This window comes from Actinoplanes sp. CA-131856 (assembly GCF_050956135.1).
Taxonomy (GTDB): domain Bacteria; phylum Actinomycetota; class Actinomycetes; order Mycobacteriales; family Micromonosporaceae; genus Actinoplanes.
In genome coordinates this window covers 7,942,501-7,965,146 of sequence record NZ_CP191849.1, presented here as the reverse complement: position 1 = coordinate 7,965,146, position 22,646 = coordinate 7,942,501, and the positions used below count along the sequence as shown (strand labels likewise).

The 22,646-nt window shown below is 69.9% G+C and carries 26 protein-coding genes (1 of these 26 running past the window's edge); 16 read left to right on the top strand and 10 right to left on the bottom strand.

All coding sequences use genetic code 11. The features are described 5' to 3' along the window. Positions 1-118: 118 nt before the first annotated feature. A complete protein-coding gene (locus tag ACQP2X_RS36450) occupies positions 119-1,519 on the bottom strand; it encodes an MFS transporter (protein ID WP_498689734.1) in 1,401 nt (466 codons plus the stop codon). 103 nt (positions 1,520-1,622) lie between these two features. Here ACQP2X_RS36450 and ACQP2X_RS36445 point away from each other — a divergent pair, with 103 nt between their 5' ends. Then, a complete protein-coding gene (locus ACQP2X_RS36445) occupies positions 1,623-3,470 on the top strand; it encodes a hybrid sensor histidine kinase/response regulator (protein WP_498689731.1) in 1,848 nt (615 codons plus the stop codon). Here the strand turns inward: ACQP2X_RS36445 and ACQP2X_RS36440 are convergent. Then, a complete protein-coding gene (locus ACQP2X_RS36440) occupies positions 3,439-4,920 on the bottom strand; it encodes a PucR family transcriptional regulator (protein ID WP_498689729.1) in 1,482 nt (493 codons plus the stop codon). The genes ACQP2X_RS36445 and ACQP2X_RS36440 overlap by 32 nt on opposite strands. Positions 4,921-5,040: 120 nt before the next feature. Here ACQP2X_RS36440 and ACQP2X_RS36435 point away from each other — a divergent pair, with 120 nt between their 5' ends. The 6 genes from ACQP2X_RS36435 (at position 5,041) to ACQP2X_RS36410 (ending at position 11,388) form a co-directional block, all read left to right on the top strand. Beyond that, positions 5,041-6,552: an aldehyde dehydrogenase family protein gene (locus ACQP2X_RS36435; RefSeq protein WP_498701120.1), complete on the top strand. Its 1,512-nt coding sequence runs from the start codon at positions 5,041-5,043 to the stop codon at positions 6,550-6,552. A 25-nt stretch (positions 6,553-6,577) separates the two neighbouring features. Continuing rightward, positions 6,578-7,603, top strand: a complete 1,026-nt coding sequence (locus ACQP2X_RS36430) for an ABC transporter ATP-binding protein (protein WP_498689727.1) — start codon at positions 6,578-6,580, stop codon at positions 7,601-7,603. Beyond that, a complete protein-coding gene (locus tag ACQP2X_RS36425) occupies positions 7,593-8,786 on the top strand; it encodes an ABC transporter substrate-binding protein (RefSeq protein WP_498689725.1) in 1,194 nt (397 codons plus the stop codon). Before ACQP2X_RS36430 ends, ACQP2X_RS36425 begins: the two co-directional genes overlap by 11 nt. Position 8,787: 1 nt before the next feature. Continuing rightward, positions 8,788-9,627 (top strand): ABC transporter permease, encoded by an 840-nt coding sequence (locus tag ACQP2X_RS36420; RefSeq protein ID WP_498689724.1) that lies wholly within the window; start codon positions 8,788-8,790, stop codon positions 9,625-9,627. A gap of 38 nt (positions 9,628-9,665) precedes the next feature. Next, positions 9,666-10,439, top strand: coding sequence for an ABC transporter permease (locus ACQP2X_RS36415; protein ID WP_498689721.1), 774 nt, complete (start codon positions 9,666-9,668; stop codon positions 10,437-10,439). Positions 10,440-10,971: 532 nt separating this feature from the next. Continuing rightward, a complete protein-coding gene (locus ACQP2X_RS36410; protein ID WP_498689718.1) occupies positions 10,972-11,388 on the top strand; it encodes a MarR family winged helix-turn-helix transcriptional regulator in 417 nt (138 codons plus the stop codon). A gap of 59 nt (positions 11,389-11,447) precedes the next feature. On the opposite strand, the gene ACQP2X_RS36405 is transcribed toward ACQP2X_RS36410, so the two are convergent. Both ACQP2X_RS36405 and ACQP2X_RS36400 read right to left on the bottom strand, forming a co-directional pair. Beyond that, positions 11,448-12,089 (bottom strand): MBL fold metallo-hydrolase, encoded by a 642-nt coding sequence (locus ACQP2X_RS36405; RefSeq protein WP_498689716.1) that lies wholly within the window; start codon positions 12,087-12,089, stop codon positions 11,448-11,450. 60 nt (positions 12,090-12,149) lie between these two features. Then, positions 12,150-12,704: a hypothetical protein gene (locus ACQP2X_RS36400; RefSeq protein ID WP_498689713.1), complete on the bottom strand. Its 555-nt coding sequence runs from the start codon at positions 12,702-12,704 to the stop codon at positions 12,150-12,152. 92 nt (positions 12,705-12,796) lie between these two features. On the opposite strand from ACQP2X_RS36400, the gene ACQP2X_RS36395 reads away from it, so the two are divergent. After that, positions 12,797-13,264: a hypothetical protein gene (locus ACQP2X_RS36395; protein ID WP_498689711.1), complete on the top strand. Its 468-nt coding sequence runs from the start codon at positions 12,797-12,799 to the stop codon at positions 13,262-13,264. Here ACQP2X_RS36395 and ACQP2X_RS36390 read toward each other — a convergent pair. Both ACQP2X_RS36390 and ACQP2X_RS36385 read right to left on the bottom strand, forming a co-directional pair. Continuing rightward, positions 13,214-13,969 (bottom strand): RibD family protein, encoded by a 756-nt coding sequence (locus tag ACQP2X_RS36390; RefSeq protein ID WP_498689709.1) that lies wholly within the window; start codon positions 13,967-13,969, stop codon positions 13,214-13,216. The genes ACQP2X_RS36395 and ACQP2X_RS36390 overlap by 51 nt on opposite strands. Continuing rightward, positions 13,966-14,568, bottom strand: coding sequence for a DNA-3-methyladenine glycosylase (locus ACQP2X_RS36385; protein WP_498689708.1), 603 nt, complete (start codon positions 14,566-14,568; stop codon positions 13,966-13,968). Before ACQP2X_RS36385 ends, ACQP2X_RS36390 begins: the two co-directional genes overlap by 4 nt. Positions 14,569-14,600: 32 nt before the next feature. Between ACQP2X_RS36385 and ACQP2X_RS36380 the strand changes: the two genes are divergently transcribed. Then, the gene (locus ACQP2X_RS36380) at positions 14,601-15,467 is read left to right on the top strand and encodes a hypothetical protein (protein ID WP_498689705.1); all 867 of its coding nucleotides are present in this window, start codon (positions 14,601-14,603) and stop codon (positions 15,465-15,467) included. Here ACQP2X_RS36380 and ACQP2X_RS36375 read toward each other — a convergent pair. Continuing rightward, positions 15,436-16,233, bottom strand: a complete 798-nt coding sequence (locus tag ACQP2X_RS36375) for an SAM-dependent methyltransferase (RefSeq protein ID WP_498701118.1) — start codon at positions 16,231-16,233, stop codon at positions 15,436-15,438. The two genes, ACQP2X_RS36380 and ACQP2X_RS36375, sit on opposite strands and share 32 nt — an antisense overlap. Positions 16,234-16,243: 10 nt before the next feature. Continuing rightward, positions 16,244-16,456: a hypothetical protein gene (locus ACQP2X_RS36370; protein WP_498689704.1), complete on the bottom strand. Its 213-nt coding sequence runs from the start codon at positions 16,454-16,456 to the stop codon at positions 16,244-16,246. A gap of 154 nt (positions 16,457-16,610) precedes the next feature. Here ACQP2X_RS36370 and ACQP2X_RS36365 point away from each other — a divergent pair, with 154 nt between their 5' ends. From ACQP2X_RS36365 to ACQP2X_RS36355, 3 genes are all read left to right on the top strand, one after another. Further along, positions 16,611-17,486, top strand: a complete 876-nt coding sequence (locus tag ACQP2X_RS36365; protein WP_498689702.1) for a helix-turn-helix domain-containing protein — start codon at positions 16,611-16,613, stop codon at positions 17,484-17,486. Beyond that, complete coding sequence (locus ACQP2X_RS36360) at positions 17,479-17,682, top strand: DUF397 domain-containing protein (protein ID WP_498689701.1); 204 nt, start codon at positions 17,479-17,481, stop codon at positions 17,680-17,682. The genes ACQP2X_RS36365 and ACQP2X_RS36360 overlap by 8 nt, the downstream gene beginning before the upstream one ends. Positions 17,683-17,784: 102 nt before the next feature. Beyond that, on the top strand, positions 17,785-18,546 hold the full coding sequence (locus ACQP2X_RS36355; protein ID WP_498689700.1) for a CAP domain-containing protein: 762 nt from the start codon (positions 17,785-17,787) through the stop codon (positions 18,544-18,546). Here ACQP2X_RS36355 and ACQP2X_RS36350 read toward each other — a convergent pair whose 3' ends face one another. Then, positions 18,547-19,131 (bottom strand): nucleotidyltransferase domain-containing protein, encoded by a 585-nt coding sequence (locus ACQP2X_RS36350; RefSeq protein ID WP_498689699.1) that lies wholly within the window; start codon positions 19,129-19,131, stop codon positions 18,547-18,549. 22 nt (positions 19,132-19,153) lie between these two features. On the opposite strand from ACQP2X_RS36350, the gene ACQP2X_RS36345 reads away from it, so the two are divergent. The 3 genes from ACQP2X_RS36345 to ACQP2X_RS36335 are packed head-to-tail and all read left to right on the top strand — an operon-like array spanning position 19,154 to position 20,945. Continuing rightward, positions 19,154-19,654 carry a type II toxin-antitoxin system PemK/MazF family toxin gene (locus ACQP2X_RS36345; RefSeq protein ID WP_498689698.1) on the top strand — a complete coding sequence of 167 codons (501 nt, stop codon included), beginning with the start codon at positions 19,154-19,156 and terminating at the stop codon, positions 19,652-19,654. A 24-nt stretch (positions 19,655-19,678) separates the two neighbouring features. Next, positions 19,679-20,284 carry a hypothetical protein gene (locus ACQP2X_RS36340; protein ID WP_498689696.1) on the top strand — a complete coding sequence of 202 codons (606 nt, stop codon included), beginning with the start codon at positions 19,679-19,681 and terminating at the stop codon, positions 20,282-20,284. Position 20,285: 1 nt separating this feature from the next. Then, a complete protein-coding gene (locus ACQP2X_RS36335) occupies positions 20,286-20,945 on the top strand; it encodes an adenylate kinase family protein (protein WP_498689694.1) in 660 nt (219 codons plus the stop codon). Here the strand turns inward: ACQP2X_RS36335 and ACQP2X_RS36330 are convergent. Further along, positions 20,933-21,682 (bottom strand): polyphosphate kinase 2 family protein, encoded by a 750-nt coding sequence (locus ACQP2X_RS36330; protein WP_498689693.1) that lies wholly within the window; start codon positions 21,680-21,682, stop codon positions 20,933-20,935. The two genes, ACQP2X_RS36335 and ACQP2X_RS36330, sit on opposite strands and share 13 nt — an antisense overlap. A 77-nt stretch (positions 21,683-21,759) precedes the next feature. Here ACQP2X_RS36330 and tyrS point away from each other — a divergent pair, with 77 nt between their 5' ends. Beyond that, positions 21,760-22,646, top strand: the 5' portion of a protein-coding gene (gene tyrS, locus ACQP2X_RS36325) for a tyrosine--tRNA ligase (protein WP_498689691.1). 370 nt of this gene lie beyond the right edge of the window; the window shows 887 of its 1,257 coding nt (coding positions 1-887); the start codon lies at positions 21,760-21,762; its stop codon lies beyond the right edge, outside the window.

The following is a 22,646-nucleotide window of genomic DNA, read 5'->3' as shown; positions in this document are numbered from 1 at the left end:
CAGGTCCTTCGAGGCGGCGACGATGGGCTTCGGGTGGGACCGGAAACCGCGCATCTCTCCTCCTTGAGAACAAGAACCTGACCCCGGCAGGTTAGCGCCCGCGAAAGCCGGGCGCCCCCTATTTAGTGGCCTCGTCGGCCGCCCTCGGTATCAGCGCCGCCAGACCCACCATCACGATCGCGACCAGCACCATGCCGATGAAGATGCGGTGGACCGCCTCGGTCAGCTTGGCCGGGTCGACCACGTCGCCCGAGCCGATCACCGCGTTGGCCAGCGCGCCGAACACCGCCGCGCCCAGGGCGCTGCCCAGCGACCGCAGGAAGATGTTGTTGGCCGTCACCACGCCCCGCTCCGACCAGCCGACCGACGACTGGGCCGCGATCAGCGTGGGCGCCGCCGTCAGGCCCATGCCGAGGCCGATGATCAGGCAGTAGGCGCCCACGGCCCAGATCGACGACGTCTCGTTCAGCAGCAACAGCAGGGCGGAGCCGATCAGTACGAGCGACGTGCCGATCAGCGCGCACATCCGGAACCCGAGGCGCAGATAGACCTTGCCGGCCTGGCTGGCCGAGATCGGCCAGCCCAGGGTCAGCGCGGCCAGCGCGAACCCGGCCACCAGCGGCCCGGTGCCCAGCACGTCCTGGGCGTACGTGGGGACGTACGACGAAAGCCCCAGAAGGATCGCACCGACACCGACCGCGAGTTGGCCGCTCGTGACCAGCAACCGCCGTTGGAAGACCCACAGCGGCAGGACAGGTGCTGTCGCCGTACGCTCCACGAACCCGAAGACCACCAGAAGGATCACGCCGAGCCCGAGCACCGCGAAGCTGGTGACCGAGTCCCAGGCCCAGGCCTGCCCGCCCTCCAGCACGCCCAGGACCAGCAGCGTGAGGCCCGCCGTGAGCAGCGCCGCGCCGCGATAGTCGATCACCGGGTGGCCGCGCTCGACCCGCTCGTGGAAGCGGCGGAACATCACCGCCCCGGCCGCGAGACAGAGCGGGATGTTGACCCAGAAGATCCACCGCCAGTCGACCCACTCGCTGAACACGCCGCCCAGGGTCGGCCCGACGACCGACGCCACGCCCCACACGCTGGCCACATAACCCTGGACCTTCGCCCTCTCCTGTACGGAGTAGAGGTCGCCCACGATGGTGATGGTCGTGGGCGCGATGGCGCCGGCGCCGAGGCCCTGCACGATCCGGAAGATGATCAGAGGGAGCATGCCCCAGGCCAGGCCGCACAGGATCGAGCCGACCAGGAACAGCCCGATGCCCCAGAGGATCACCGGCTTGCGGCCGAACAGGTCGTTGAGTTTGCCGTAGATCGGCACCGAGACGGCCTGGGCCAGCAGATAGACCGTGAACAGCCAGGGGAACTCGGTGAAGCCGCCGATGTCGTCGACGATCGAGGGCACCGCTGTCGCCAGAATCGTCGAGTCGATGGCGATCAGAGCGGTGGAGAGCATGACGGCGCCGAGGACGGGCCCGCGCTCGGACCGCAGTCCAACGTTGTTTACCACCCTGATCGTCTACCCCTCGCCGTGGCCTGGCGCACACTCGGGCGGGGGAGAAGAGTGCAGTATCACCCCTTACCCGGCACCCGCGTGCCTAGCGTGATCACTCGTGGCGCTTGTTGTCGTGGCCGAGGACAATCTTGATCACCAGAGGGTGATCGCGCAGGTCATCCGCCGTCTCGGTCATGAGGTGGTGGTGGCCGGCGACGGGCGGGCCGGTCTGGCCGCAGTCGCCGAGCATCGGCCGGCGCTGCTGGTGGCCGACGTCGACATGCCGGAGATGGACGGGCTGGAGCTGTGCCGTTCGCTGCGGGGCGATCCGGCGCTGGCGGCGACGCCGGTCGTGCTGATCACCGCCTATCTGCTGCCCGGCGATCAGCGTCTGGAGGGCACTGGCGCGCTCGACGTCATCGGCAAGCCGTTCGGTGTGCCCGATCTGACGCGGCGGCTGGGTCTAGTGCTCGACAATCTGGACAAACCGGACGACGTGACGGTGAAGGCGTTGCTCGGCACCCTCGACGCTGGGGTGGTCGTCTGCGACGCCGAGGGACGGGTCACCGCCGCCAACGCGGCGCTTCCTTCGGCGTACGAGCAGATCTTGTCCCAAGCTCTCTCCGGTGAGAGATTTCGCGGGTTGGAGATCATCGACCGGGACCGGTGGTACGCCGTCAACGCCGCCCCGATCCTCGCGGCGGACGGCACGATCACCGGTGCCGTGGCCGCCTTCCACGATCACACCTACGAGCACCGCTCCCGCGAATATCAGCAGTGCGAGACCGAGGTCCTGCGCGTGCTGGCCGACCACACGCACGCCATCGACGCCACCGACCGCATCCTGCACGCGATCGGCTCGACGCTGGGCTGGCCGTACGTGCGGCTGTGGCTGGTCGACGAGGTCACCGACGTGCTGCGGCCGGCCGGCAGCTACACAGCGCCGGGCGAGCGCTCCCTGCCCACCCCGGCCAGCATGTCCCGCGGATCGGGCCTGGCCGGGTCGTGCTGGGCCAAGGTCGAGTCGCTGTGGGTCCCGGACATCCACGCGCGCGATTCGCCGGTCCTTCCGTACGTCGCCTCGGAGAGCGCCTTTCAGGCGGGCGGCGCGGTGCCGGTCCGCAGCGGCGACCGGGTCATCGGGGTGCTGAGCTTCTTCACGTACGCCCGGCAGGAACCCGACCCGGCGTTGACCGTGCTGCTGACCGGGGTGGCCGGGCTGATCGGGGCGTTCCTGGAGCAGCGCCGGGCCGAGGTGCTGGCCCTGCACCTGGCGGCGGCCACCGACGAGTACATCGCGCTGGTCGGCCACGAGCTGCGCACCCCGTTGACGTCGATCGGCGCCTACGTCGACCTGATCGCGGAATCGCCCGACGAGACCCCGATGGGCGAGGTCCGCGAGATGCTCGACGTGGTGCAGCGCAACAACGTACGACTGCGCGACCTGGTCGAGAAGCTGCTCGACCTGGCCGCCCTGGAGTCCGGCCACGCCCAGCTGACGATCGTGCCGGTCGACCTGAGCGCCATCATCGCCGAGGCGGTGACGGCGATCGTCCCGAGCGCGGCCGAGCGCCGCATCACGATCGAGGCCGCGCTGCCCGGCGAGCTGATGGTCCCGGGAGACCGCGAGCGCCTGCGCCAGGTGGCCGACGCGTTGCTGGGCAACGCGGTGAAGTTCAGCGGCAGCGACTCCACGGTCACGGTGGCCCTGACCGACGAACACGGCGACGCGGTGATCCTGACCGTGGCCGACCAGGGCGTCGGCGTGGCCCCGAGCGAACAGGCACGCTTGTTCCGCCGTCTCTACCGGGGAGGAAACGCCCGCCACACAGGCATCCCCGGAGCGGGCCTGGGCTTGGCCCTGTGCCGGGTGGTCGTCGAACGCCACCACGGCTCCATCACGCTGGCTTCCCAGGAGGCGGCCGGCACAAAGGTCACGGTTCGCCTGCCCTGCCACCGAGATTAGAGGCGGCCAGGGCCAACCAGAACTGCACCCGGTCGGCCGTGGTGGTCAGGCAGCGGCCGGTCAGGCGTTCGATCTGGTCGACCCGGTAGCGGACCGTGTTGCGGTGGACGATCAGACGGTCGGCGACCACCGCCACCGCGCCGTCCGCGTCCAGGTAGGCGCGCAGCGTCGCCACCAGCGAGCCGTTGTGGGCGGCGTCGAACTCGCGCAGCGGGCGCAGCACGTCGCGGGCCAGGTCGCGCAGCGGCACGTCCTCGCTCGCCAGCAGCAGGCCGGACAGGCTCATCTGCTGGCGCTCGTTGATGCCCGGGCCCCTGGTCATCGCCTCGTGCGCCTCGTAGTAACTCCATCTCAGGCCCGTCATGCCCGCGTACCACCCGCCGATGCCCACCCGCACCTCGTCGCCGTGCCGGGACAGGTGGGCACTGAGCAGCAGCGCCGCCTCGCGCGCGGACTGGCCGGGCTCCAGCACCGCCAGCAGGCAGTCGTCGAGGACGGCCGTCGTGGCGCCGGCCAGCGGCGGGCTGCTCACCAGCTTGCGGCGCTGGTCACCGCCGGCGCCGACCGTGGCCACCAGCAGCGCGTGCTCCTCGCTCGCCCTGATGCCGAACGGTGAGAGCCGCCGCTCGGCCTCAGGCGCCCCGATCGTCCCGCGCACCAGATCTTCGAGCACCTGCCCGGCCAGCCGCCGCTTCCCGGCCAGCTCCGCCTGACGGCGGGCAAGTTCCAGACCGACCAGCGAGACCGCGTACGGCACCACGTCCGCCGAACGGCGCGGACGGCGACAGCAGAGGTACGCCACCACGGCCTCCTCCACACTCACCGGCACCGCCATCGGCAGGTCGCCGCCGGCCCGCCCCCGCGCCGTGGACAGGATCTGCTCGACCGGCCACGAGGCGCTGGCCGGCGCCGTGGCCAGCACCCGCCCGTACAGGTCGAGAACCATCGCCGGCGCACCCAATATCTGGTGCAGCGAATCGACGAGCGCGCCCAGCCCGCGCCCCGACAGCAGCGCCTTGGCCAGCGTGTCGTGCTCGTCGAGCAGGTCGGCGAACCGCCCGTACTGCTCCTCGAGGATCCGGTCGGCCACGAAGCGGTCAACGGCGATGAACGGCGTCTCGTACGGGATCTCCAGCACCGGCAGCCGATGCTCGCGCGCTTCGGCGAGTGTCCCTTCCGGAATCCGTTCGTGGGTCAGCCCGGTCCCGAACCCGAGACCGACCGCCCGCCCCTGCGCCACCCGCTCCACGAACTGCCGCTGGGCGGCCTCGCCGAGCTGGCTGAGCCCGGTCGTCAGCACCAGCTCGCCGCCCGCCAGGAAGGGCCGCGGGTCGGCCAGCTCGGTCACCGCGCACCACCGCACCGGCTGATGCAGCGCGGCCGGATCGCCGTCGGCCAGCCGGAGGCTCAGGTCGGGGTCGGCGAGCACGTCGGACAGACGCAGCGTCATGGCGGGACTGTACGGGCGCACAACGGTCTCGCGTAAGGACTGTTCCGTCATCCATTTACCGGCGTCAGCGCGCGGCTCTACGGTGTCCTGCAACACACTTCGGGAGGGGGCGCCGCGTTGATGCAGGTGACGCCCCGGATCGGCGGCCGCCCGGCCACGTCGGCCGAGTGGATCGAGGTGCTGAGCCCGTACGACAGCAAGCCCGTGGCCCGGGTCCCGTCACTCGGCCCGCCCCACGTCGCCGCGGCGGTGGCGGCCGCCGCGGCGGCCCTGCACCGCGACGACTTCCCCGGCCCGCGCCGGGCCGAGGTGCTGGAACGAGCGGCCGCCTTGCTGACCGACCGGGTCGAGGAGTTCGCGGTGACGCTGTCCCGCGAGGCCGCCCACCCGATCCGCGACGCCCGAGCCGAGACCATCCACGCCGCCACCACTTTCCGGCACGCCGCCGCCGAGTCCCGTTCCCCATCCGCCACCGCACCGCCGGGGGACGACTTCTCGCCTTCACCGCATTCCACGGCGGACTTCCGGCCTTCATCGGTTTCCACGGCGGACTTTCCGCCTTCATCGGGTTCCACGGCAGACTTCCCGCCTTCACCGCATTCCACGGCGGACTTACCGCCCTCATCGGGTTCCGCGGCGGACTTACCGCCGTCGTCGCGCTCCACCGCGGACTTCCCGCTCGGCTTCACTCTGCGCCGCCCCGCAGGCGTGCTGGCGGTGATCTCCTCCCCACGCTTCCCGCTGGTCGCGCACGTTTTGGGTCCAGCGGTGGCGGCCGGTTGCCCGGTGGTCCTCAAACCTTCCGACGCGACCCCGCTCTCCGCCATCCGCCTGGTGGAGCTCTTGATCGAGGCAGGCCTGCCCTCCGACTGGATCTCGGTGCTCACCGGCCCGGACACGGCCGCCCCGCTGGCCGCCCACCCCGTGCCCGCCATCCTGTCCTTCGCCGGCACCCCCACCGGCCTGCGGCACCTGACCGAGCGCCGACGCCCACCCGAAGCCGATGCCGCTATCCGGTATCCGGCTGACGCCCCTGCCCGGCGCCGACCCGAAGCCGATGCTGATGCCGCTACCCGGTATCCGACCGAAGCCCCTGGCCGACGCCCCTCCGAAGCCGGGTACCCGGCCGGAGCCCCTGCTCGGCGTCCTACCGAAGTCGAGGGCCGGGTCGATAACGCGGGCCCCGCCGCCATCGGCCGGCGGCTGTTGGCCGAGTTCGATGCGCCTGTTCCCGTGATCGTCGCGCGGGATGCCGATGTCGACCGCGCCACCGCCGCACTTCGGGGCGATATATCGCTGTTTGTCGACCAGGCGCTGCACGATCAGCTTGCCGAACGCCTGCGGGCGGCGCTCGCCCGGCTTCGGCCGGGTGACCCCCGCGACGAGGCTACCGACGCCGTGCCCGTGGTCGAGGTGAAACCGTTCGCCGGACTAACGGAAGCCATTCGGCTGGCCAACGAATCCGGGGGCGGCGCGCAAGCCGCCATCTTCACCTCGGATCTCGGGTCGGCGATGCGGGCCGCCCGTGAGCTCCGGTTCGCCCGCGTGCTGGTCAACGAGGTGCCGAGGTTTGCGCTGCCCCTGGGCGTACGGGAACTGACCGATCTGAAGACCGTGGTCGTGGCCGCATGACACACCCGGGGAAGGCACGTGAGGCATGAGTGACGCGGCGATCAAGCTGACCGGTCTGAAGAAGTCCTTCGGAGCGGTCGAGGCCGTGGCCGGCATCGACCTGGAGATCGCCGACGGCGAGTTCTTCTCGATGCTGGGCCCGTCCGGCTCGGGCAAGACCACAGTGCTGCGGATGATCGCCGGCTTCGAGCTGCCGACCGCCGGCCGGGTCGAGCTCAGCGGCCGCGATGTCACCCGCCTGGCCCCCTTCGAGCGTGACGTCAACACTGTCTTCCAGGACTACGCGCTCTTTCCGCACCTCAGCGTGATCGAGAACGTCGAGTACGGCCTCAAGGTCCGCAAGGTTCCGCGCAAACAACGCCGGGAGCGGGCCGAGCAGGCGCTCTCCTCGGTACGTCTCGACGGCTTCGGCCAGCGCCGGCCGCGCGAGATGTCCGGCGGGCAGCGGCAGCGGGTGGCGCTGGCCCGCGCCCTGGTCAACCGGCCCAAGGTGCTGCTGCTCGACGAGCCGCTGGGTGCTCTCGACCTCAAGCTGCGCGAGCAGATGCAGGTGGAGCTCAAGCAGATCCAGCGCGACGTCGGCATCACCTTCGTCTTCGTCACCCACGACCAGGACGAGGCGCTGACCATGAGCGACCGGGTCGCGGTCTTCGACAACGGCCGGGTGGCGCAGGTCGGCACGCCCGAGGAGGTCTACGAACGGCCCGCCACGCCGTTCGTCGCGGGATTCGTCGGTACGTCCAATCTGCTCACCGGTGAAGCGGCGCGCTCGGTCTTCGGGCGGGACGGTGCTTACGCCGTACGGCCGGAGAAGTTGATCTTGAATGGCGGCGGCGAAGCCGGCGTGCCCGGAACCGTGGCCGAGGTGATCTACGCCGGGCCGGTGACCAGGTTCGTCGTCGACCTCGACGCGGGCGCACGGGTGACCGTCGTCGAGCAGAACCGGCGCACCGGAACGGCGGCGCTGGCGGAGATGCGGGGGAAGAGAGTTCGGCTGACCTGGCACGAAGAGCACGTCATCTCGGTGAAGGAGAACGCTGATGCGGCATAAAGTCACTTTTCTGGCTGTGGGCGCGATAGCACTGGCGCTCGCTGGATGTGGTAGCTCCGACGACGAAGGCGGCTCCGGCCCGGGCGGGCTGAGCGTCCCCAAGGTCGACAAGATGGCGTCGCTCGGCGCCGGCGAGGGCTCGGTCAACGTCATCGCCTGGGCCGGCTACGTCGAGGACGGCTCGACCGACCCCAAGGTCGACTGGGTGACCGGCTTCGAGAAGGAGACCGGCTGCCAGGTCAACACCAAGGTCGCGGGTACGTCCGACGAGATGGTCGCGCTGATGAAGACCGGCGAGTACGACGTCGTGTCCGCCTCCGGCGACGCGTCGCTGCGCCTGATCTACGGCGGGGACGTGGCGCCAATCAATACATCCTTGATATCCAATTACCAGAATGTCTTCGAAGGTTTGAAAGACAAGCAGTGGAACAGCGTCGACGGCCAGCCGTACGGCGTCCCGCACGGCCGCGGCGCCAACCTGCTCATGTACCGCACGGACACGGTCAAGCCGGCCCCCACCTCGTGGGGCGCCGTCTTCGACGCCAACTCCCCGTACAAGGGCAAGATCACGGCGTACGACTCGCCGATCTACATCGCCGACGCCGCCCTCTATCTCATGAAGACCAAGCCGGACCTGGGCATCAAGAACCCGTACGCCCTGGACGACACCCAGTTCAAGGCGGCGACCGACCTGCTGACCGAGCAGAACAAGCTGATCGGCGAGTACTGGTCGGACTACACCAAGGAGGTCCAGGCCTTCAAGAGCGGAGATTCGGTTCTCGGTACGACCTGGCAGGTCATCGCCAACCTGGCCAAGGCCGACAAGGCGCCGGTCGAGGCGATCCTGCCCACCGAGGGCGCGACCGGCTGGTCCGACACCTGGATGATCTCGTCGAAGGCCAAGCACCCGAACTGCGGCTACCTCTGGATGAACCACATCATCTCGCCCAAGGCGAACGCCGGGGTGGCCGAGTGGTTCGGCGAGGCGCCGGCCAACAAGCTGTCCTGCGCCGAGACGGCCGACAAGAACCACTGCGCGACCTTCCACGCCGAGGACGAGGCCTACTTCGAGCAGGTCTGGTACTGGACCACGCCGCTCGCGCAGTGCGTGGACGGCCGCACGGACGTGACCTGCAAGGACTACGCGGCCTGGACCCAGGCCTGGACGACGATCAAGGGATAGCGTGACCGTCTTTCACCGGCATCCGCGGCTGCGCCTGGCCGCGCTGCTCTCGGCGCCCCTGTTGTGGCTGGTCGTGGCCTATCTCGGCGCGCTCGCCGTGCTGCTGGTCTCGGCCTTCTGGACCGTCAACGGGTTCACCGGCGAGGTGGTCCGGGAGTTCACCCTGGCGAACTTCCGGACCCTGGTCACCGAGGAGGTCTACCGCAACGTCACCGTGCGCAGCCTGGGCGTGGCCGCCGCGGTCACGGTCATCTGCGCGGTGCTGGCCCTGCCGATGGCCTTCTTCATGGCCAAGGTCGCCTCGCCCCGCTCACGGCACTGGCTGGTGATCGCCATCCTGACCCCGCTGTGGGCGTCGTACCTGGTCAAGGCGTACGCCTGGCGGGTCCTGCTGGCCAACGACGGCCCGATCGACTGGCTCTTTCTCGGGCACGGCCCGGGGTACGGGCTGACGGCCACCATCATCGTGCTGTCGTACCTGTGGTTGCCGTACATGATCCTGCCGATCTACGCCGGGCTCGAACGCATGCCCACATCGCTGCTGGAAGCCTCCGGCGATCTCGGCGCCCGGCCCTTTCGAACCTTTCGGGCAGTGGTGCTGCCGTTGATCGTCCCGTCCCTTTTCGCCGGCTCGATCTTCACCTTTTCGCTGTCCCTCGGCGACTACATCACGGTCCAGATCGTCGGGGGCAAAACCCAACTTCTGGGCAATTTGGTGTACGCCAACATAGGCGCCGCCAACAATCTTCCGTTCGCCGCGGCGATCGCCACCATCCCCGTTCTGGTGATGGTCATCTACCTGGTCGCGGTCCGCCGCTCGGGCGCCCTGGAGGAGTTGTGACCCTGTCGGTCTGGTCGCGTTGGGCGTTACGAGCGTTCATGGCCGTCGGCCTGACGTTCATCTACGTCCCGTTGCTCCTGGTCCTGGTCAACTCGTTCAACGGCGACCGTACGTTCGCCTGGCCCCCACACGACTGGACGACCCGCTGGTGGTCCGCCGCCTGGGACAACGCGGGTGCCCGCGACGCGTTGCTGACCTCGGTGAAGGCGGGCCTGGGGGCGACCGTGATCGCGCTGGTGCTGGGCACGATGGTGGCGTTCGCGGTACAGCGCTTCAAGTTCTTCGGCCGCGACACGGTGTCGTTGCTGATAGTCCTGCCCATAGCCTTGCCGGGCATCGTCACGGGCATAGCGCTGGACAGCGCCTGGCGTTCGGTGATAGCCCCGCTGGGCTTGGGAAAGGGTTTGTTCTCGGTGATCGTCGGCCACGCCACGTTCTGCGTGGTCACGGTCTACAACAACGTCCTGGCCCGCCTCCGGCGCAGCGGCGTCAATTTCGAGGAGGCCTCATCGGACTTGGGAGCGTCGTCGTTCCAGACGTTCCGCTACATCACTTTCCCATTGATGAGATCAGCGTTGCTGGCCGGCGGGTTGCTGGCTTTCGCCCTCTCCTTCGACGAAATCATCGTCACCACATTCACGGCCGGCCCAGGCATAACCACACTGCCGATCTGGATTTTCAACAACTTGTTCCGCCCGAACCAGGCCCCAGTGGTCAACGTCGTAGCAGCAGCGTTGATAGTCCTCTCAGTACTCCCGGTCTGGTTGGCCCAACGCTTGGCCGGCCCCGAAGCAGGAGCCAGCCGCACCTGACATAGCGCCAGCCCGCGCCGCCCCGCCTCGCGCCGCCTCGCCCCGCCTCGCCCCGCCTCGCCCCGCCCTGCCTCGCGCCGCCTTCGCCCCGCCCCGCGCCGAGCCGCCCCGCGCCGAGCCGCCCCGCGCCGAGCCGCCCCGCGCCGAGCCGCCCCGCGCCGAGCCGCGCCCGCCGCGCCGCGCCGCCCCGCCCCGCGCCGCGCCGCCTTCGCCCCGCCCCGCGCCGCCCCGCGCCGCCTCGCGCCGCCCCGCGCCGCCTCGCGCCGCCTCGCGCCGCGCCGCCTCCCGCCGCCCCGCGCCGCGCCGCCTCGCGCCGCGCCGCCTCGCGCCGCGCCGCCTCGCGCCGCGCCGCCCCGCCCCGCGCCGCGCCGCCTCGCGCCGCCCCGCCCCGCGCCGCCCCGCGCTGGCGTTCTTCGCAATTGGCCCATTCACCGCGCCGCCTCCCAGCCCAACTTCGGAGCCGATGGGCGATTTATCCGCTTTCTTCACGGCACGCCTCTCCGGTGTACAGGCTTGCTGTAGGTTTGTGGCCGTGAACGATGCGGATCTGGCAGAAGCGTTGCGGGTGGCCGTCGGCGACTTCGTGCGGCGTGCCCGAGCGGGTGACCGCATGCCACCCGGCCAGGCCGCGGTGCTCGGACATCTCGATCGGGCCGGGGCAGTCTCGATCGCCGAGCTGGCGCGCCGGGAACAGGTGCGGCACCAGTCGATGACGCGGACCGTCCATCTGCTGCACGATCAGGGCTTCGCCGAGCTGCGCCCGCACGAGACCGACCGGCGCCAGGTGATCGTGGAGATCTCGAGCAAGGGCCGGGCCGCCCTGGCGGGGGAGCGCCACCATCGAGCCTCAGGCATCGCCGAGGCCATTCGCCACGACCTCGACGACGAGGAGCGCGCGATCGTCCAGCGAATCCCCGAGATCCTCGCCAAGCTCCGGCCCCGCCCCTGACACCGCCCGCCGATCGCGCCGGCCCCTGACGTGGCGCTCGGCAGTCGGGCGAAACGAGGTCAGGCGTCGAGGCTTTCACCGGCGGCGAGGCGGTGGAGGGGGAGGCCGGTCAGGCCGTTCTCTCCCAGGAGCATGGCCGTGGAGTTCTGCCCCAGGTCACTGAGCATCAGTTCGTGGATCTGGACGACGCGCTCGGGGCGGACAGCCCGGACGAAGTCGGCCGCCTCGCCGAGCTTTGTCCACGGGCCGCTTGTCGGCAGCAGCAGGGTGGGCACGGGGACGCCGGGCGCGACGTAGGCGTCGCCGGGGTGATAGACCGAGCCCTCGACCAGATATCCGATGTTGCCGACCTGCGGGATGTCGCGGTGGATCAGAGCGTGCTCGCCCCCGTGCGCCGTGATCGAGAAGCCGGCCACCTCGAAGCTGTCGCCCGGCCGCACGGTGACCAGGCGTTCACCCGGGTTGCCGAGTTTCGTGGTGACCGCCGCCGGGCCGTAGACGTGCAGGCTGGGGCGTTCTTCCATGGCGGCCAGCACGATGCCGTCGTCGAAGTGGTCGAAATGCTCGTGAGTGATGAGCACCGCGTCGGCCTCGGCGATCAGCCTCGGCGCGTCCGGGGTGAAGGTTCCCGGGTCGACCAGGATCGTGCGGCCGTCCTTGGTGAAGGTGACGCAGGCGTGGTCGTACTTCGTGAACTTCATCGATGACCTCCTCAGGTACAGCGCAACTGTACAGCTTTGCTGTATAAACTTGCGAGAGGGCTACGCGAGGGGCTGGCCGGCCGACTGGGTCTCCGTCGGTACGGGCGCGGCGTTGTGGGTCAGGATCGCGCCGGTCATGAACGTGCCGCCCACGGCCAGAGCGCCCAGGATCCCCAGCGAAATCTGCTGCTCCAAGTCACGCTGGCGCTCGAAGTCGGCCTCGTTCACCACGGTCAGGCGGCCGTTGTCGTTCAGCACGTACTGGCCGTCGCGGATCTCCGCGTCGCCGTCCAGACCGGCGAAGGCCAGCACCACCGACAGCCAGAAGGCGAAGAACATCACCCCGGCCAACATGCTCGCCCAGTGCGGCACATGCGGCGGCACCCACGCCGTCAGGCTCCACGCCCGGCGGGGCCGCGTCGTCCGGTAGTACCACCGGTTGCCGATCACGCCCGCGATCACCCCGGGCACCGTCATGGCCGCCGCCACGCCCACCGCCGCCGGTGTGGGGAGCAGGCGTACCCCGGCCAGCAGCGCGCCGATGAGAACGGCCGACCACATCAGGCCGGCGGAGCACATCGCGCTGCACACGATCAACCACCGCTGGGGAACCATCAGCCCGGACGTTAGTGGTCCGCGGCAGCGAGCGCGGCGGTTTCCGCCGGTACGTCCGCCGCGACCGGAACGGTCGTATGATCTGGCGCGAGATGAGCGATTCCTATGCCTGCGTCATCCCCACCGACCCCACCTGGCAGCCCGAGGGTGAGGCGGCCGAGCGTGCCGAGGATTACGTGCGGAGCGTCTTCCTCGACGCCGACGGTGCCGGCCAGGAGATCACGACCGAGTTCTACGACCGGATCACCGTGGTCGACGCCGGCGAGAACCTGTCCCGGATCACCTGCTCGAACTGCGGCGCCGACATCCCCCTCGCGTGGTGGGCCGAGCTCGCCGAGGAGTCCGAGGGCGAGTTCGACGACCTCGGCATCGTCGTGCCCTGCTGCAACGCCCAGGTGCGGCTCGATTCTCTCGGCTACGACTGGCCGTGCGGTTTCGCCCGGTTCGAGATCGCCATCCTCAACCCGGCGCGCGACGACGCCTCGTTCACCGAGGACGAGCTGGCCGAGCTAGCCATCCTTCTCGGCCACCCCGTGAAGCAGATCCTGATCCACGTCTAGGACCTCGTAGCGCAGCCAGACCGTGCCGTCCGCCTCGGCGTGCGTTCCGAGCAGCCGCATCGACGCCGGCAGCTCGCCCGGCCCCAGCGGCTCCCCGTCGAACAGCGACGGCGTGTCCGCGCCCCCGATCAGCGCCGGATAGATCACCACCTGCACCTCGTCGACCAGCCCGGCCCGCAGCAGCGCCCCGTTCACCCCGCCGCCCGCGTTCGACACCACGCACGAGACCCCGAGACGCGACCGCATCTTCTCGAGGGCCTCCCGGAGGTCCCTCGCGACGAGATAGGAGATTCCCTCGTCGCGCAGGTAGGACAGATAGGCCGCCGGTGTGTCCGGGGAGACGAGAACGAGCAGGTGATAGCCGTCGTTCTCCTTCATCGTCCAGCGCACCCGCCCCCGCCGGTCCACGACCGTGAACCACTTGGCGGCCGGAACGACGAAGTCGTCGCACGGCCCGGCCGGCGGGCCCGGCATCGGCTCCGCCGTCGAGGGCACCAGCGACCCGCTGCCCTCCAGCACCGCCGTCGGCTGGTGGAGGGCCGAGAGCTGGGCCGACCGTGCCGCCTCCACCGCGTCCGCGCTGGGCGGCCGCAACGACGCCCACACCTCCGGCGACGTCATCAGCAGATGATCACGCCGCAGGGTGATCCGCCCATCGAGCGACATCTGTGCCGACACCACGACCCGGGGCCGAAGAGAAGTCATGCCGAAGGCTTACCAGTGTGCCGGCGATAGGCGCTGACCGAGGGGTCGTCTTTGATCCAGAAACGCCAGGGCACGTCGTGGGCCGAGGTGACGCCGACGCGCGGGCCCGCCGCGATCGCGAAGTCGGAGGAGAGCGGCGGCGACACCGTCAGCGGCCCGCTGCCGTCGATCACCGATGTCCCGTTGGCCGAGCGGTCGAGGGCCAGCACCTGCATCAGTTTCGCGGGACCGGCCGCCAGATCGCTGTCGCGTCTACTGGCCCGCCGGCGGGACTGGGCCAGAGGGAGGCCCGAGACCACCGACCCCGCCCGGAGCAGCACCGCCGCCGCCCGGCCCTCCTCGCCGCAGACGATGTTGGCGCAGAAGTGCATGCCGTAGATCTGGTAGACGTACAACCCGCCCGCCGGTCCGAACATCACCTCGTTGCGCGCCGTCATCCCGCGGTGAGCGTGGCTGGCCGGATCCTCGCCCAGTCCGCTGTACGCCTCCACCTCGGTGAGCCGCACGGTCACCCCGTTGGCGGTCAGCTGCCATCCCAGCAACCGCCGGGCCGCCTCGTCGACCTCGCTCGCCGGCAGGTCCAGCCACGAAAACCTCACCGGCCCAGCCAATCACACGGGATCATGGGGGCATGCGTCCCGACCCCGACCTGCTCCAGCGCTGGGTCGTGCTCGAGGGCGTGCCCGCGGCCGAGGTCGGCCCCCGGCTGGGCCTGAGCCGTGCCGCCGGCTATTCCTGGCTGAGCCGCTACGCGATCTCCGCCGACCGGCCGTTCCTCGGGCAGGACCACCTGATCGAGTTGTGGCGGTCGGGCCGGAGCGCCGGCCTGCCGGCCGAGGCGGTCCGCGAGCGCCTGGTCACCGCGTCCGTCCTGATCCCCGACCGCAGCTATTTCCACGTCGGCGCGCCCGACGACCCCTTGCCCGAGGCCCTGCTGCGCGACTGGGTGCTCCGTGACGGCTACACGGTCGCCCAGGTCGCCGCGCTCACCGGCACCACTGCCCGGCAGGTCCGCTACCGCCTGACCCGTTACCGTCTCTCGCCCGGTCGTCCCGGCCCTCGCCCGCGGCTGAGCGGCATCCTCACGCCCGAGTCGCTGACGCGTCTCTACGTCCACGAGGGTCTCTCGTGCCCGCGGATCGCCGAGCGGACCGGCGTGAGCGCCGAGTCGGTCCGGGAGCTTCTGGTCCGGTACGGCATCGAGCGGCGCCCCAGCGGCAGCCGAGAGCGCCCGCCTCTCGACCTGGTGGCCGTCGGCCGGGCCGCCTCGCTTCAAGATCTGGCGGTACGTCTGGGCTACGTCACCCCGTCCGGCCGACCGGCCGTGCGCCGGCTGCGGGCCGCGATGGAGGCGGCGGGGGTGACCCGCAAGCTCAGCGCCGTCGAGCGTTCCCGCGCGGCCCGGCGCCGGGCCCGTGAGCTGGTCGAGCGCGCGGCCCACGCCCAGCGGGCCGCGCAGCGACTGGTCAGCTCTTCCGGCCAACTGCTCCGAAGATAGAGGCCTCGACCGGGCTCGGGTGTTCGTCGGCCTCGGGGTCGGGCCGCCAGTCCGCCACCGGCGCGATGCCGGGCGGAACGAGCGACAGGTCGTGGAAGTGGGCCTCGAATTCGCTGTGCGAGCGCGGATGGACGTCCGACCGCCCGGTGCGCAGCGACTCGTCCCACGCTTCCTTCAGCGAAGGGGTCAGCAGGTCGGTCGTGGCCATCGAGGCGATCAGGTGGCTTCCCGGAGCGAGCGAGTCGAGCAGCGTACGCACGATGGCCACCGACTCCTCCTGTGACGGCAGGAAGTGCACCACCGCGACCAGGATCAGCCCGACCGGCCGGGAGAAGTCGAGCACCTGGCCCGCCTGCTCGAGGATCTTCGCCGGGTTACGCAGGTCCTCTTCGAGATAGCGGGTCTCGCCGTCCGGCGTGCTGGTGAGCAGCGCCCTGGCGTGGGCCATCACCATCGGGTCGTTGTCGACGTACACAATCTTGGAACTCGGCGCGAAGCGCTGCGCCACCTCGTGCGTGTTGTCGGCCGTGGGCAGGCCCGTGCCGATGTCGAGGAACTGCCGCACCCCGGCGTCGGCGGCCACGTAGCGGACGGCCCGGCCGAGGAAGGCCCGGTTGGCCCGGGCCGCGATGCGCGCGGCCGGGTACGACTTGGCGAGCAGGTCGCCGGACTCGCGGTCGGCGGCGAAGTTGTCCTTGCCGCCCAGCCAGTAGTTGTACCGCCGTGCCGGGTGGGGGACTCCGGTATCGAACTTGTCGGTCACGATCCAGATTGGATCATGCCGAGGCCCATCCGAGGAACCTCTCATACAGATCGCCCGTCGCGCAGTCGTCGATCGCCGACAGCATGCACGACCCCAGAAAGACCACGAGCGCGGGCTGCTGACCTCGATATTCCTCGGACAGTTCCACCTTGGCCGGTGCGCATGGCCAGTCCTGGCCGCAGACCACACATTCCCAGTCCGGCCGCGAGCCGACGTGTTCCGTCACGCTACTCCCTGCGTTTGATCTCTTACAGAGAGCAGTCTCGATGGCTTACGCTGATTGCTCAACGGTTCGCGGCGAGATTCCCGCAAATGGATTCTCGCCGTCTCGTTCGCGACGGTCGGACTGTCTCGAACGGAACACCGAAAGAGAGTGATCGATGACCGAGACGGGTTCGACCGTTCCGAGACGCCAGGTCGGTCGCCTGCTGAAACAGCTCCGCGAACAGGCCGGTGTGTCCCTCATGGGCGCCGCCGAGGAGCTGGAGTTCTCCCGGGCCCGCATGTACCGCATCGAGAAGGGTGAGGTCGCCGTCCGCAAGCACGACGTCATCGCCATGTGCGGCGTCTACCGGGCCACGCCCCGGATGACCGAGGTGCTCATCGGCCTCGCCCACGAGTCCAAGGCCAAGGGCTGGTGGCATGCGTACGGCGATGTCGTTCCCGCCTGGTTCGAGCTCTATGTCGGCATGGAGCAGGCCGCGAGCCGCCTGCGATCCTTCGCACCCAGCGTGATTCCGGGCCTTCTCCAGACCTCCGATTACGCCGACTGGATCTTCCGGAAATGGATCGGCGACGACGAGCCGGCCGTGCGGAACGCGGTCGGCATGCGCCTGGAACGGCAGTCGCTGCTGACCCGGGCCCATCCCGGCGCGCCCCAGCTCGAGGTGCTCATCGACGAGGGGGTGCTGCGCCGGGCCGTACCCGACACCCTCGGTATGCAGCGGCAACTCGCCCACCTGGTGAACGTCTCGACCCGGCCCAACGTCAGCGTGCGGGTCATCCCGTTCGCCGCCGGCCCGCACAAGGCGGCCAGCTCCGGGCAGTTCACGATCCTCGAGTTCCCGGCCGTCGGAACCGCGTCCCCGGAGCCGACAACGATCTATTGCGAGAACCTCACCGGCGCCCTCTATCTGGATAAGCTCGCTGAAGTCGAGACATATGAATCGATCTGGGGGGAACTGGAGTCGGTTGCTCTGGGGCAGGCCGACTCCGACGATCTCATCGCGACGATCATCAAGGAGAGCGATGACTGACCTGACCGGTGCCATATGGCACAAGAGCACACGCAGCGGCGGCAACGGTGGCGACTGCGTCGAGGTCGCGGTCAACCTGCCGGGGATCGTCGCGGTGCGTGACACCAAAGACCGCGAGGGCGCGGCTCTGATCTTCACGGACGCCGAGTGGGTGGCTTTCCTCGCGGGCGTACGCGACGGGGAGTTCGACCTTTAGATCTCCGTGTGCCGATTCTTAAGCGCTCATTAGCCGACGGGACGGGACGGGCCGACGACCCCATAGTGGGGTGGCCGTCCCCCATTCCCGAAGGTGAAGTCGATGAATGCTGCTGCCCGCGTCCGCTACACGCTGGTGGCCGGAGTCACCTCCGTCGTGATCGGCTCGGGCTTCACGTTCGTGGGCCTGACCAGGGACGCCGAAGCCGAGACGACCGTGCCCAGCGCCGCCGAGCAGCCGCTGGCGCCGCCCACCACGACGGTGACCACCACCGAGGCCACCACGGCGCCGACGACGGCCCCCACGAGCAAGTCCCCGGCGCCGGTCCCGTCGAAGACGCGCGCCACGACCAAGCCGGCCCCGAGCCCCACCCCGTCGAAGAAGAAGACGGCGCAGGCCGTACCGACGCCGACGAAGAAGAAGACCACCGCCCCCGCGACCAGCGGCTCGGTCGTCGAGCAGGTGCTCGCCCACATCAACGCCGCCCGCGAGGACGAGGGCCTGTCCGCCCTCACCCTCGACGAGGACCTGTCCAAGGCGGCGGCGATCCACAACCAGCTGATGATCGACGGCTGCGGGCTGTCCCATCAGTGCCCGGGCGAGGACGGCATCGGCGGCCGGTTCAGCGCGCAGGGCGTCAAGTGGTCGTCGGCCGGCGAGAACATCGGCTTCGGTTCGAGCGGCTCCAGCGACGCGGCCAAGGTGAACGCGGCCAACGGCCTCACCGACAGCATGCTGGCCGAGACGCCGCCCAACGACGGCCACCGCAAGAACCTGCTCAGCACCGGCTTCGAGCGGATCGGCCTGAGCATCGTCCGCGACAGCAAGGGCATCACCTGGATGACACAGGACTTCGTCGGCTAGCTAACTCCGCCAGGCGTGCCCGGGATGCACCAGGTCCAGGGCCCGGTCGAGCCAGTCCCGCTGGGCGGCGGTCAGGTGCGGGGCGGCGGCGTCGTAGTCCCGCTGGTCCTTCTCGCGCCCGTGCTTGGCCTTGAAGAGCAGGACCACGTCGGGGCTGAGGTAGGGGATGCCGTCCGGCGTCCGGAGGATGATTTCGCTGTACGGCCGGCGCAGGCTCTCGTGGCGGCGGGAGATCCAGATGTCGCCGTCGTGCGGCTCCCGGAACACATCGAGCCGCCACACGTCGGCGCTCGGGTCCATCGCCCACGTCTGGTGATGCTCGGCCAGCGCCTCGGGCGTGGCCGGCACCACCACGCCCTTCCCGGCCGGCGCGTAGAAGGCCAGCTCGGGGAAGCGCCCGGCGATCTCGGCGAACCGGCTCTCCGGCACGGCGATCTCGGTGTCCTCGTGTTCGCGGAGCTCACCGCCGAGATGCAGGTCGATCGCCCAGCCCGCGGCCACGTACCAGGGGGTCTCCACCCCGGCCAGGCGGGCGGCGACGAGCGACGGGTGCCACGACTGCCAGGCTTCGATGTCCGGTGTCATACCGGCAGCCTAGAGTGCAGCCGTGGCCAAGATTCTCAAGGATTTGTTCCGCCGCCTCACCGGCCGGACGACGACGGCGCCCGCGCAGCGTCCGCACCCGACCGTTCCGGCGCGTCGCCCGGGGACGCCGCCGCGGCACGTGCCCACCCACGAGCGCGGCCGCCACGTCGAATATTCGCCGAACCTCGACGGCGACGCCGACCCCGGTGAGGTCGTGTGGACCTGGGTCCCCTACGAGGACGACCCGGCCCAGGGCAAGGACCGTCCTGTGCTCGTGGTCGGGCGCTCCGGCCGTACGGTGCTCGGCCTGATGCTCTCCTCCCAGAGCGACCGCGACGGTCAGCGCAACTGGATGGGCCTGGGCGCCGGCAGCTGGGACAGGGAGAACCGGCCGAGCTGGATCCGCCTCGATCGGGTGATCGAGGTCGACCACGACGGCATCCGCCGCGAGGGCGCCGTGCTCGACCGCACCCGTTTCGACCGGGTCGCCGCGAAGCTGCGCCAGGACTACGGATGGCGCTGAGGCGGGCCGGATAGCGTTGACGTCATGCAGAACGAGGTAATGGTCGGATTCGGCGGCAAGCAGGCATGGCTGGCCGTCCGCAGCGAGCTGGGCGCCGACCGCGACCCGGGCCGGGTCATCGACGCGCTCGGCCTGCGCGACCTGGGCTCGTCGCCGTGGCGTGACGGCATCGATCTCGCCCACCTGACCGACGACCGGGTCGCCGTGACCCCGCCGCTTCCGGGCGCCCGTGACACCGCGTGGGTGCTGGTCGCCGGCCGCTGGCTGATCCGCCCCGGCACCCCGGTCGACGTGGTCGCCCTCTCGGCCGAGCTCGGCACCGAGGTGCAGTTCTTCGCCACCCACCGGGTCACCGAGCTCCACCGGTGGCAGCGCGCCGCCGAGGGGCAGCTCATCCGCGCGTTCGGATATGTGGGGCAGACCGGCGACGTCACCTCGTGGAGCGGCGAACCCGACCCGGCCGAGCGCGCGGCCGGCCTGCCGGCCGAGCTGACCGAGGAGACCACCGTCCTGGTCGGTGAAAAAGACGTGCTCGCCGTGGCCGATGCCTGGAGCATTGATCCCACCACCCTGGCCGGCCGACCCGCGCCGGGACCACTGCGAATCGGCGCCGCCGACCGAGAGGGCTGACATGCGCAAGTACGTGATCATGGGAGTGCAGGGCAGCGGCAAGGGCACCCAGTCCCAACTGCTCTGCGACGACCTCGACCTCGTGCACATCGCGGTCGGCGACATCTTCCGCTGGCACGTCAAGAACCACACCAAGATCGGCGCACAGGTGCGCCGCACGATGAACGCGGGCGACCTGGTCGGCGACGACCTGGTCGAGAAGATCGTGCGCGAGCGCCTGGACGGCCACGACTGGAACTACGGCTTCGTCATCGACGGCTTCCCCCGCAACGGCCGGCAGGCCGAGTTCTTCATGGAGAGCTTCGACATCGACGGGGTGATCCACCTCGAGCTGGCCGAGGACGAGGTGCGGCGCCGGGTGCTGAGCCGCCGGCTGTGCCCGAACTGCGGCATGGACTACAACCTCATCGCCGACCGTCCCCAGGTCGAGGGCCGGTGTGACATCTGCGGCCACGAGCTGATCACCCGCGCCGACGACACCCCCGAGGCCCTCGACGCCCGGCTGCGCGACTACAACGAGAAGACCCGCCCGGTCCTCGAGCTGTTCCGGCGCAAGGAGTTCGTCCACGACATCGACGCCAGCCCGTCCGCCGACGAGGTGCAGCAGAGCATCCGTACGGCCCTGGGCCTGCCCGACCACAAACCGGCTCAGAACTCGTAGCCGCGCTTGGTGAGCTCGGCCTCGATCGCCTCGCACACCTTCTCGACCACGGCGAACCGGGCGTAGTGCTTGTCGTCGCCCTGAATGACGTGCCAGGGCGCCCAGGTCGGGTCGCAACGCTCGAGCATCTCGCTCACCGCGGTCTCGTAGGCGGGACGCTTCTCCCGGTTGCGCCAGTCCTCGTCGGTCAGCTTCCACTGCCGCAGCGGATCGCTGGCGCGGTCCTCGAACCGCCTCGCCTGCTCGTCCGCGGAGACGTGCATCCAGAACTTGACCATGATCATGCCTTCGGCGGTCAGGGTCCTTTCAAATTCGACGATCTCGTTGTACGCCCTCTGCCACTGCTCCTTGGTGGCGAAGCCCTCGACCCGCTCGACCAGCACCCGGCCGTACCAGGAACGATCGAACACCGCCATGCCGCCCCAGCCCGGAAGCTTGGGCCAGAAACGCCAGAGGAAATGGTGGCGCTTCTCGTCGTACGTCGGCGCCGCGAACTGCGAGACCCGCACGAACCGGGGATCGAGGGGAGCGACGAGCCGCTTGATCGCGCCGCCCTTCCCGGACGCGTCCCAGCCCTCGAACACGCAGGTCAACGGCGGTCCGATCTTCTTCTCGCCGATCTGGCCGCCCAGGATCAGGCGCAGGCGCAGCAATCGCTGCTGCGCCTCCTCCAGCCGGGCCACAGCCTTCTTCTTGGAGATCTCGATCGGCGGCTCACCGCTACCCAGGCGACTCATTCCTTGAGTTCTACCCGTGCCGCTTCGCCGGGGAAACCCAGTGTGATCGCGCCCGCCGTGTGGGGGACAATGCCGAGGTGACTCTCGTAGACGACCTGACGTGGCGTGGACTGATACAGGACTCGACCGACCCGGCCGCTCTGGCCGCCGCACTGACCGGTGGGTCCATCACGTTCTATGTGGGCTTCGACCCGACCGCGGCGTCCCTGCACGTCGGTCACCTCATGCAGGTCATGACCGCCCGCCGGCTCCAGCTGGCCGGTCACAAGCCGCTGCTGCTCGTCGGCGGCGCCACCGGCCAGATCGGCGACCCGCGGGAGTCCAGCGAGCGCAGCCTCAACCCGCCCGAGGTGGTCCAGGGCTGGGTCGAGCGCATCCGCGCGCAGCTCTCGCCCTTCGTGACGTACGAGGGTGACAACGCTGCGACCCTGGTCAACAACCTCGACTGGACCGGGCCGACCTCGGTCATCGAGTTCCTCCGCGACGTCGGCAAGCATTTCCCGATCAACAAGATGCTCGCCCGCGACGTGGTGAAGAACAGGCTCGAGAGCGGCATCAGCTTCACCGAGTTCGCGTACCAACTGCTCCAGTCGAACGACTTCTACCAACTGCACGTCCGCCACGATTGCGCTCTGCAATTCGGCGGCTCCGATCAGTGGGGAAACATCACGGCTGGAGTCGATTTCGTCCGCCGGCGCGGGGCCGGCCCGGTCCACGCGTTCGTGACACCCCTGGTCCTGAAAGCCGACGGCACCAAATTCGGCAAGACCGAGGGCGGTGCGGTCTGGCTCGACCCGGAGATGACGACGCCGTACGCCTTCTACCAGTTCTGGATCAACTCGGACGACCGCGACGTCAACAACTACCTGCGCTACTTCAGCTTCAAGAGCCGGGAAGAGCTCGAAGAGCTGGAAAAGGCGACAGCCGAGCGGCCGCAGGCCCGGCTGGCCCAGCGGGCGCTGGC